Genomic DNA, 11,233 nt, shown 5'->3' with positions numbered 1-11,233 from the left:
TAACCAAGCCGTAATCGATGGAATACGTTTGCGTTTTGAAGCTAGTGCCAATAACGGCATAGATGGGTTTGATGCCGGTAAAATTGGTAATTTAGATGAGAACTTAGCATCTATTAATGCAAACAGTTTGTTTAGTATAGAACGCAGAATGCTACCTACAACAGATGAAGTAATTCCGTTATTTACCAACAACTGGCGTAATCAAGACTACAGCTTTGTGGCTAACTTGAGTAACTTAGGTGATGTGCAGGTATATATAGTAGATGCGTATTTAGGAACAGAAACTTTGTTAGAAGACGGCGAGACGTATCACTTTAGTGTTGATGAAAGTATCAGCGAATCCTTAGATGCTTTACGTTTTTCCTTAAAGTTTGATGCAGAAACCATGAGCATGGAAGATGTGGACAAGAAGTTGTTTAGCCTCTACCCTAACCCAGCGGTAGATGTAGTGCAACTACAAAGCAACTTAGCCTTAACAGACAAAGTAAATGTATCTGTTTACAACATGCTAGGACAACAAATGCAAGTTAAAGCAGAAGCAATAAGTAATACCAACTTGCGCTTAAGCTTAGGCCATTTAGAGTCTGGTGTTTACATTGTACAACTTACCGACCAAGAAGGCAATAGCTACACCCAAGAATTAATTAAAAAGTAAAGTAAAGAGATCATGCAGAAATTAAATATAAAATTAGGTATCGCAATTAGCTTACTTTTCATGTTAGTACTCATGCCGGAAGCACAAGCACAGAGTTTAGAAGATGTATTCGATTTTGATAACGACAATGTAAACGATGTGCCCGAAGCACCGATTAATATGTTAATATATGCCGGATTAGTTGTAGGTAGCTATTTTGGTATTAAAAAAATAAAGGCATAAAAGCATGTTGAAGCGATTAAAAAAAATCAATAAGCTCGATGTGGTATCCTATATTTTATACCTAGCTATTGCTATAATTCTTGTAAACATCATCTTCGTTCTTCAAGAACAAATTCAGCTTGAAAAAGAACTTGAGTTATTAAGGCAAGGGATGTAAAGATAGTATTGTGAGTTATTTTTAAAACCACCTTTTACGCAAGTAAGGGTGGTTTTTTTTATTCTAATTTTTTAAAATTTAATGCATAAGGGTTCTGCTCATAGTCTATGAAAATTATAAAACATTTTGACTTAATAAAGCATGCTCACTAAAAAAAAGTAAATGATATAAAGTCTTTTAATGTTTAAGCAATATAGTTAAGACATTTATTAACGCCTTTAACCTATTTGTAGGTATAAAGCTTTGTGTTAGGTCTAACTTTAATTAAAGTTAAAATTTAACATTACTGCTTTAAATTAAATATTTTGTTAAATTCGTAGTGTAAAACTTTTACTACATATATCTAATGTCATTATTTATGGTTAATATCTATAAGGGAATATTATGTGGTACTGCATGCATATTCTTAGTATCCTGTTCGGATAAAAATAAAGAATTACAAACCAATTTTCAGTCTTCGCAAGCTTTTAATCAATCCAAGATATCTAAATCTTTTGAACAAATTAAGAAAGATGAGCAGTTAACTTTTTTAATACACCTTATACAGACTACTTATAGCAATCCTAAAGATGAAAAAGAATGGTTAGCTAAAAATCTTCATACAATTTTACAAGATAACACAAAACTAAATTCATCTAACTTAACAGAACTTAACCATTTATTATTAAAAAAAGATTGTGTAAATGAAGCCGTTCCTTATGCCACAAAACTTTTAGCTAAAAACACAAGAGTTTCGAAAGCAACGAAAAGTTCAGCAGCATCCATTTTATCAGCTTACTACAACTCAACTAAACAGGCAGATAGTTTAGGCAAGTATGTAGATATACTCGAGAGTAATATACAAGAAAAAGATGATGACCTTTGGCAATACATGTCCTTGTATTCAAATAAAGGAAATTTGGCTAATTTAAAAGGTAAGTTCTTTAATGCAGCCGTCAATTATCAAAAAGCCATCGATTATGCCAAGCCGTCCGATACTAAAAACTTAAGTGTTCTGTATCATAACCTTGCTAGCATGTATCTAAATTTAGACTACATAGATAAGGCAAACTACTATACAGATTTAACTTTAGAGTTTATAAACCCTGAGAACATTCCCTTATACTATTATAATACACAAGGCATTATACAGGGGAAGGCTAAAAATTTTAAAGAGGCCGAAGAAACATTTCAAACCATAATTGAAAAATCAAAACAAGGGAGTCATCAGATGTTGTTAGCACAAAGCTATTCAAACTACGGCAATTTAAAACGCAAAAAGAAAGAATTTGAAGCGGGTTTAAAATACCTAAGTTTATCAGACAGTATATGTAAAAAATTAAACGTAGAAATTGGTATCTTATACAATAAATTAAATCGGGCAGAACTATATTATGACAGCAAAAAGTATGATAAAGCACTACTAGAAATTACCCCCCTAAAAGACGTTGTAGTTGAAACTGATAATCCTAAACTGAAAATGGCGGTCTATGAAACACTCTACAGAATTTATGATGTCTTATCTCACACCGACTTAGCGAATACTTATTTTAGAAATTACATAGAAAATAAAAACAAGTATATAGGAGATTTACCCAAAAGTGTAATTAGTGAATGGGAATTAGCTAGAGAACGAGAGCAAAAACTTCAGCTTCGTTTGGCTTACGAAAATGAATTACAAAAACAAATCGCAAAAAAATATGGGCTCTCTATTGGCTTATTCCTATTGATACTAGTTTCCGTAATCACTTATTTTATCATTGCTAAAAAACAACAATTGTATCAACAAGAAAAAAAGGATTTGGAATACCAGTTGCAAATTAAATCCAAAGAACTGCTGTCTAATTCAATCAAAGACCTAGGCATACAACAAACAAAAGATTGGTTGCGTGACCAACTTAATCTAATACTTGATGACCTACCTTCTGTACATAAAAAGAAGTTTAGTTTGCTCAAACAAGAATTAAAATCAACCACAACCCAAGAACTGCTAGCTGATTTTGAAACTAAATTTCAAACTAGCTACTATGATTTTTACAAGCGACTAAAATCAATGGGGCCTGACCTAAGTCCTAATGAATTAATTTTATGTGCCTTGATTAAAATCAACTATTCTTCTAAAGATATTGCCTTGCTCACCAACCGTTCGCTGCGCACCATCGAAAACTCTAGAAGCCTCATACGAAAAAAGCTTCAACTTAGTCCAAATGAAAATTTACAAAATTTCATAATGTCTATTTAACTGTTTAATAGGTTTTTAAAATAGAAAAGGAAGTTTTTGTGAATTGCTTTTTCTTATTCAGTAGGTTTTCGTGAGTAGAATTTTAATGTAGTTAATGTGCTACATTATATTTTCGCGAAAAATAAACGATGCAACGACTTACTCATTTCATTTTTTCTATTTTATTATTCAGTTCATTTTTTGGTTTTAGCCAAACCTTAACCATTAGTAATAGTGGTGAAACTGGAACTTCTGGTAACAATTGGTCAGTTTCAGGTTCCAACCCCATAACGATTACGGCAACAGGTACTGCAAATATTAATACCACGGTAATAGAAGGCTATCTAGCAAACGGTGATTTAATCATTGAAGCAGCCAATATTACGGTGGATGCAGCTGTGAATCATGCTACAGCTAATAGCTGGTTCCTAGAAGCGAATAGCAATGTTGTGCAAACGGCTAATGGCAATATCACCGCCCAAGGCGGTGCGTTAGTTATTCGTGCCGATGCCAATGGAGATAATGAAGGTCGCGTAGAGCTACGTGGCAATATTACCACCAACGGCGGGCCATTGTATGTGGGCGGCGGTAGCTCCAGCGAAAGCTTGGGCGGTCTGAGTGTGCCTGCAGGGAATGCTATTTCGACTAACAACACCCAGCATGGGGTGCTGGTAAACGGGGCTAACATCAATACCGGCGGAGGTAACCTACGGGTTCGCGGGCAGAACACAGCAGTTGATGGCAACAATACCGGTGTAATGGTCATGAACTCCTCAATCGAGACCGCAGCCGGTGATGTAAGCATCTCAGGTAAGCGTAGCGGTAACCCAAATAGGTCAGCAGGCTTGATGATCGGCACGCAGATATCCGCGAGTGCGTCGACCGGAAATGTCTCGATTTCTTCAACCACGGGTGACATCACGCTCGAAGGGGTAACCGAAGCCAATGCTGCCTTCAGCTGGGCGCATGGTCTAGCTTTCGTGCTATCTGGGGGAGATGATCTATCGATCAGCTCAACGGCGGGGAACATTTCACTGCTTGGCGATGCTACGAACGCAGCGCTGCAGACCGGCGAAGCCGTAGGGATTGTGGTTCAATTAGATAATGGGAATTACACTTCTGCACAGTTTAATGTCTCGACCGATGGTGGTGCAGTAACGTGGAGTGGGCTGAGCGCCTACTCTGGTGGTGACGATGGCTTAGCATTGAGAGCACAAGCTGTAACTGGCGATGGCAGTGTCACGATTGGCGATGCCAACACCGGAGATATCACCTTCATGACTGGCTCGCTGCAAACGCCAGATTTGGGAGCCCGCGCCATTACCATTGAAAGTGCCGGCGCGGTGGTGTTTGAAGGCCCAACAGGAGCTAATTTTGCCGCCGATATCAACATCAGCGATGAGTACAACTTTGCCTCTAGTATCACCTCGCTTCGCTTGGGTAAAACCAATAATACCAGCACCAACATCAGCTTGAATACGCCGGTGAGCATTTCGGGGCCGGTGAGCATTTACGCCGATGAGCTATCGATAGCTGCAGGCATCAACACTAGCTCGGGTAATGGCAACATTTTATTGCAAGGAACCACCTCGGTTACGACTAATGGCAGTGATCGAAGCTTAAACAGTGGGTCTGGAGATATTTCCATCCTTACTGATGCGGTTATACATAGTGGAACGGATTTGGTAATTAACTCAACGGGCTCCTTTACATTTGCCCCAATCACCAATTGGACTAGTGCCTTTTTGGGGGGTAGTTTCTTAGGGTTTAATGGCAGCTTTAGTGGAAGCAATTTTATAGGGAATAACTCTCAACCCGAGACGCAGTGGTTGCAGATTAACAATATGGCCTCCTTGGGTGGACTTACCTTGGGTCGATTGGGTTCAACTAACAATCTTCAGATGAATTCGTCTTTTAGCGTAGCCGGGCCTATTAGACTCTATGGGCAGCAAGTCTTATTAGATGCCAACCTCACCACCACCGCAAGTAGTGGGACAGGGGTGTTGATTGAAGCCCAGCGCATCCTGCAAGACGATGGCTTTGATGTGACTACCTCTGGAGCCGATATCAGCTATACCATTAGTGGTTATGTAATCCCAGATAGTGACCAAAGGAATGTGATTGCTATTAAAGGCGATGGAACCGATCGTGCCATAGTTAACGCCAATGGCGGGAATATTACGATTGCAGGTAGCTACGCTGCGGGCGGTGCGGGTGATCGAACAACTCGTGCCATCGAATTTTCTATCGCTGATTTGATTACTTCAGGTACAGGAGCCATTAGCCTGACGGGCGATGCAAGCAATGTTCCAAGTACCACACAATCAGCCTGGGGCATGCAGCCTAACGATGCTCGTATTATTACCGAGAATGGAGCCATTACGCTAGATATGACGGGTGGAGCTGCTTCTGGAAATTCACGTGGCATGGCCTTAGACAACCAAAACATGCAACTGCTTTCTGAAAGCGGAACAATAACCATACGCGACTTGAAGCCAAACGGATTGACTGGTACCTGGAATGGTCTATATGTACTACCAGCTTCAGAAAACGGGTTTATATTAGGAGCAGATGGAACTAATGTGAGTAGCAGTAGCGCTGATATTCTGATTGAAACCGATAAGTTATTTTTCACTACGCGATCTTCTGATTTTAATACCAGCGGAAGCATTACTATAGCTCCCGTAAGTAGCAGTTTTGCTTCGAATTGGAATGACTTCCGAATGAATGTAAGCAGCTCTGCAACAGGCTTAACTTTTGGAAAGCCAGGCAATAATGCTTCAAAAATTGAGCACAGCAGAGATATAAGTATTAATGGCCCCATTAATATATACAGTTATGACATTACTTCTAATGCCAAGCTGGAAGCCGTCAATGATCGAATATCACTAATATCGGGGGGGGCAAATAATTTTCAGGGAACGCTTGAAACTTTATCTGGTGCGAATATCATTGCTGATGAATTAGTAGTCCGTAATTTCCATCGGGCCTATGTTGGTTATAAATCTCCAAACTTTGTTGGTACGGTAGCAGTTAATAAATTTGCCAGTGATGGCGGCGATTGGCTATTCGTCAATAACAGCAAAGCACTAGCCATAGAAAATATAGCTGGTGTTGATGGGGTTTCTGTTTCTGGGTTTACTCGTGTGTACACAGAATCTGAAGACCTGTCAATCAATGCTCCAGTGGCATCATCGTTATCAAGTGGCACAGCGATTCAGTTATTTGCTGATCGTAATGCTACGGCAGGTCAAGCCGGAGATGGGAACATTAAAATAGCTAATAATGGTGCTGTTAACACAGAGTCAGGTGCAAGAGCACTTTTATACTCAGGGAATGTAGCTAGTAGCACAGGTGTAGTGGGCGAAGTAGGCGGTGAAGCGAATACCCGTTCACAAGTCGATGCCAATACCGATTTAAACACCATCAGCCCAGCATTAGGAAGTTCTGGAGCCTATGCACTATTCCGCGTAGGCACAGGTGAAGGCGACCTTACCATTGTCGCATCAGGTGGCCACGATGAAGGTAGCACCTGGTCTTTCGATAGTGGTAATAACACCTTAACAACTATATCTAGCCCAGTGAATATAAATGCTTCGGTAGTGGAAAGCTATTTAGCGAATGGGGACTTAACCATTGATGCGGGAAATATTGATGTTCAGGCCGATATAAGCAGTTCTGCTTCAAATAGATTTACTTTAAAGGCATTAGGGAAAATTGAAATACACGATAACCGTAGCATTCAGACCAACGGTGGAGATCTAATTATATGGTCGAATAGTGACAACCTTAATGGCGGAAACGTTTTAACCGGTCAGAATGTAACCTTAGATTCACGACAAGGTGGCGCTAGCACTGGAGGTGGCCGCATTCATATTGGTGGTGGTGCTGACACCAATAGTGACGGATTCCCTGATGACGCAACAGCTGGTATCGGTAATTTTACAGGAGGTGCAGCTTACGGAATTTTATTCGGAAACGCAGCTGGATCGGGCGTACAACTGCTTTCAGGCGGGGGTGATATTACTCTTATTGGTGGCGTTGATGAGAATTTTACTGCTGCAGCTAATGCCCATGGTATTGGATTTTTCCCTGGCTTTACGGTTAATGCCAATGCTGGAGATATAACCTTTAATGGGTATGCCAATAGCGGCGGAGCAGCTACTATTGGTATTGATCTCACGACCTATGGCGCTACGAATGCGAGTTCGATCATAACTACAGGGAATCTCACATTAAATGGCGTAACTACGGTAACAGCCGGCAGTAATAACTTAGGGGTAATCTTAAATACGGGTCTTACGGTAAATGCCGGAACGGTAAATATAACAGGCGATTCAGACGATATAAGTGTTTTATTAGGTGCCCCAATTACAGCCACGGGTGCTGTTTCAGTATCAGGGGGTAATGTCTCTTTGTCGGCTAACATCAACACTTCCGCTGGTAATGGGAATATCTTACTCCAAGGAGAAACATCCATTCAAGCCACAGGCTCAGACCGTACCCTAAATAGTGGTTCAGGGAATATTACATTAATTACTAATAATCTTCCCAATTCAACGCCAAAGGTGGTGATAGAAAGTACAGGTACCTTTACCATAAAACCTTTTGGCACGGCCTTTTCGTCGTATGGGCAACAGTTTGATCTTTCTGGAACGCTTAGTGGTGGTAATTTTATAGGAAGTGGAGATGCTACCGGACTTCAAATCAATAATGTGAGTCAGCTCACAGGTCTGGTATTTGGGAAAGAAGGCAATACTACAGGTTTTATGACCTACACCGATTGGACGGTGAATGGCCCCATCTCCTTTATTGGAGGTCATATGTCTGTTTCTGGTGGTGATATTTCTTCGGCGGCTTCAGGTGAAAATATTGTTTTTAAGGTGCTAAGAGAGATTAGTGTTGAGGCAAACCGCAGTATTCAAACCAACAACGGTAATCTAATTTTATGGTCGGACAGCGATGCCAATAATGAAGGCTTCATTGCGGTGGGCAATGATGTAAGCTTTAATACGGCTAATGGTTCGACTGCATCGGGTTTGAGCGGTGTCGGAGCTATTGTACTGGCCGGTGGCGCTGATGATGGCGCCAATGGTGGCGTGGCCAGTGATGGTTTGCCAGATGGTTTTGCTCGTTCGGCTTCTAATCCTGGAATTATACTTTGCACAGATAATACTGGAAATGTGAATTTTTATTCAGGTGGTGGAGATGTAATCCTTAATGGTTATAGCTCAAATAATGGAGGTACTGCAAACGATAGAAATGGTATTAATCAATTTGGGGGATTTTTTGTTAATTCGGGTACAGGTAAAATAAAAATTATTGGTGAAAGTGTAAATTCTTATGGTGTTAATTTGAATCAGAGTTCTGCGGCTGCAGAGCTTAAACTCACACTTACTTCTGCTGCTACTTCAGGGGATGCTATTTACATGCGAGGTGTATCGTCTAGCCAACTAGGGTTGGTGTTTAATTTCAGTTCAAACAAGGAGCTTAAAGCTACAGCTGGTGGAGATATCACGTTAGAAGGTGTTGGTGGAGGAGCCAGTCAAGGCATCTTCCTGCAAACGATTGATGTGTTAGCAAACACAGGAACAATTACCTTGGATGGTGGAACAAACGGAATTTTTAATAAAAACACCGCTAACACCTATGGCTTTAAGGCAGGAAGTGCTATTACAAGCAGTAGTTCAGATATTATTTTCCGAGGCAATGCGATATCTGTTGAGGGAGGAGGAACCGCTACCTCTTTTAATACCTCTGGAACAGTAACTTTAGAGCCGTCTGGTGCTTCATTTACTTCCGCATTAAGCTTTCCGATAAGTAATCTTAGTTTAGATGCGTCTGTTAGTGGTTTAACCCTAGGTAAGGCTAGCAATACAGCGGCTATCACCATTGCAGGAGAAACAACTATCGCTGGGCCAATTTCGGTGTATGGAGGTGATATTGCAATAAATGAAAACCTGAATACGAGTGCAGGCAGCGCAGCAGGCGAGGTATTGCTAAAAGCTTCCGGTAATGTCAATTTGGCCAATTCGAAGTCTATTACTACGGATGGTGGTGATGTTACCTTCTGGTCAGATAGCGATGGTAATGATAATGGTTATGTGCAATTGGGTAGTTCTAGCTCCGTATCAACTTCTGGAGGAAATATTACACTTAGTGGTGGCTCGGATATTAACACTGGATATGCCCGAGGAAATGCTACACTAGATACAGAGACAGAGCCCGTTTTTAATCTTACTATTTCTGGGGTTCATTTAAAAAATGGTACTACATTAACTTCGGATGGTGGAAACATAACACTACGGGGTAAAAATCTTGGTTCCAGTGCAAATAACCTAGAGTTTGGAATATTAGGTCATAATACTAATGTAAATTCTGGTAGTGGTAAAATTTCTATGGAAGGTGTTGCCCTTGGTTCTGGTAGTGCTAATGCACAGGGAATTAGTTTTATTGGTAATGGTTGGATTATTCGATCATCAAACCCAGATTCTGATGCGATTCAAATTATTGGTGATGCTTCAGGGACTACTAATCCGGCTACTTCTTTAGGTATCAATTTTGACGGAACGATTGAGTCCACAGGTGGTGGAGGTGTATATATGCTAGGTAAAGCTGGTACAGCTTCTGGTTATGATCATGCATTCGATGTACGAGGTGATATTTTGGCAAATGCAGGGGATATTTTATTAGTAGCTGAAAATGATGTTGACACGCAAACAGGTTTGTATTTTGACACAGGAACAAACCTTGGATTCAAAGCAGCAACAAACGTTACCGCTTCAAGTAGTACTATTATCCTGAAAAGTGACAACACGGAATTCAACGCCGCTATACCAGTGAATACCAGCGGAGCAGTGAGTATTGTTCCTTTGGACGCATCAACCAGCTTTGGTGTGGCGCAAACCATCGGAAGCAATTTGGTATTGGATGCTGGGGTAACGGGCTTAACCGTGGGTAAAGCTGGGAATACAGCTAATATGACCATCGGTGCAGCTCAGAACATCGCTGGCCCAATTACGGCTTATGGAGCAACGATTACTTTAGATGCTAATTTAACCACCACCAACAGCGGTGATATTTCACTTTATACCGACAATACCCTGGGTGGTTTGAGCAATCCTAGAACACTAACCGCAGCAGGTGCGTTTAAATACATTCCTAATGGAAGTAGTTTTACTTCCGATGTAACCTATCCGATTGCTAACCTTACAGCGACAAGTACTGGTTTAACCATTGGTAATGCAACCAATGATAAAGACATTACAATTAATGCCGATGTCATTGGCGATGCAGGTATTGAGTTATTTGGAAATGATATAGATATCAATGCCAATTTAGAAACTACTAATTCTGCTAATTTAGCGTTTAAAGGAAATGCCACCATTGCCGCAGGCCATCACATTGCTTCTAATGGTAACTTTACCCACGATGGTAACTTAGTTTTTAAATCTGATGCTACTAACGGCGATGCTTACTTAGGAAGTATTGACGGAACCTATACCAAAACCTCAGGTACGGTTATTACTGAAAAATACTACCCCGCCAAACGCGCCTTTAGAATGGTAGCTAGTCCCGTAGGTGGTGGCAGCATCTTTGACAACTGGCAAAACGGCGGTGCTAATGAAACGGGAATGGGTACACACATTACCGGAGAAATTGCACCAACTCCAGAAGATGTAGGCAATTATAACACCACTACAGGTATAGACTATACCCTTACGGGTAATCCGTCTTTATTTAGCTTTAGTAATGCCAATGGTTGGGAAGCCGTTACCAATACTAAAAATGCAGACTTAACAGTAGGCATGCCTTACCGTTTAATGGTGCGTGGCGATCGAGATCCTGATTTACTAATCGATAATAATGCTAATCCCAATCCTACGACTTTAATTTCAACGGGTGATTTAAAAGTAGGAACAGAAACTTTTAATTTCCCCAATGCGTCCGCAGGTTCAACAACCTTTGCTTTTGTGGCTAACCCATATCAATCTAGAAT

The 11,233-nt window shown here is 40.6% G+C and carries 3 protein-coding genes and 1 pseudogene; all 4 read left to right on the top strand.

What is annotated here, in order from left to right; genetic code table 11:
- Nucleotides 1–655: T9SS type A sorting domain-containing protein (locus IEV72_RS13380; protein WP_188459629.1), on the top strand; the 655-nt coding region annotated here is incomplete at its 5' end.
- Between the two features lie 12 nt (nucleotides 656–667).
- Nucleotides 668–877, top strand: a complete 210-nt coding sequence (locus tag IEV72_RS13375; protein ID WP_188459628.1) for a hypothetical protein — start codon at nucleotides 668–670, stop codon at nucleotides 875–877.
- A 503-nt stretch (nucleotides 878–1,380) separates the two neighbouring features.
- Nucleotides 1,381–3,255, top strand: a complete 1,875-nt coding sequence (locus IEV72_RS13370) for a tetratricopeptide repeat protein (RefSeq protein ID WP_188459627.1) — start codon at nucleotides 1,381–1,383, stop codon at nucleotides 3,253–3,255.
- A 1,067-nt stretch (nucleotides 3,256–4,322) separates the two neighbouring features.
- Nucleotides 4,323–11,233 (top strand): annotated as a pseudogene (locus IEV72_RS13365) (hypothetical protein); the annotation flags it as partial.

It is taken from the genome of Psychroflexus planctonicus, assembly GCF_014640195.1.
Classification (GTDB): Bacteria; Bacteroidota; Bacteroidia; order Flavobacteriales; family Flavobacteriaceae; genus Psychroflexus; species Psychroflexus planctonicus.
The sequence above is the reverse complement of the archived record's forward strand: the minus strand, read 5'-3'. Positions and strand labels throughout refer to the sequence as shown.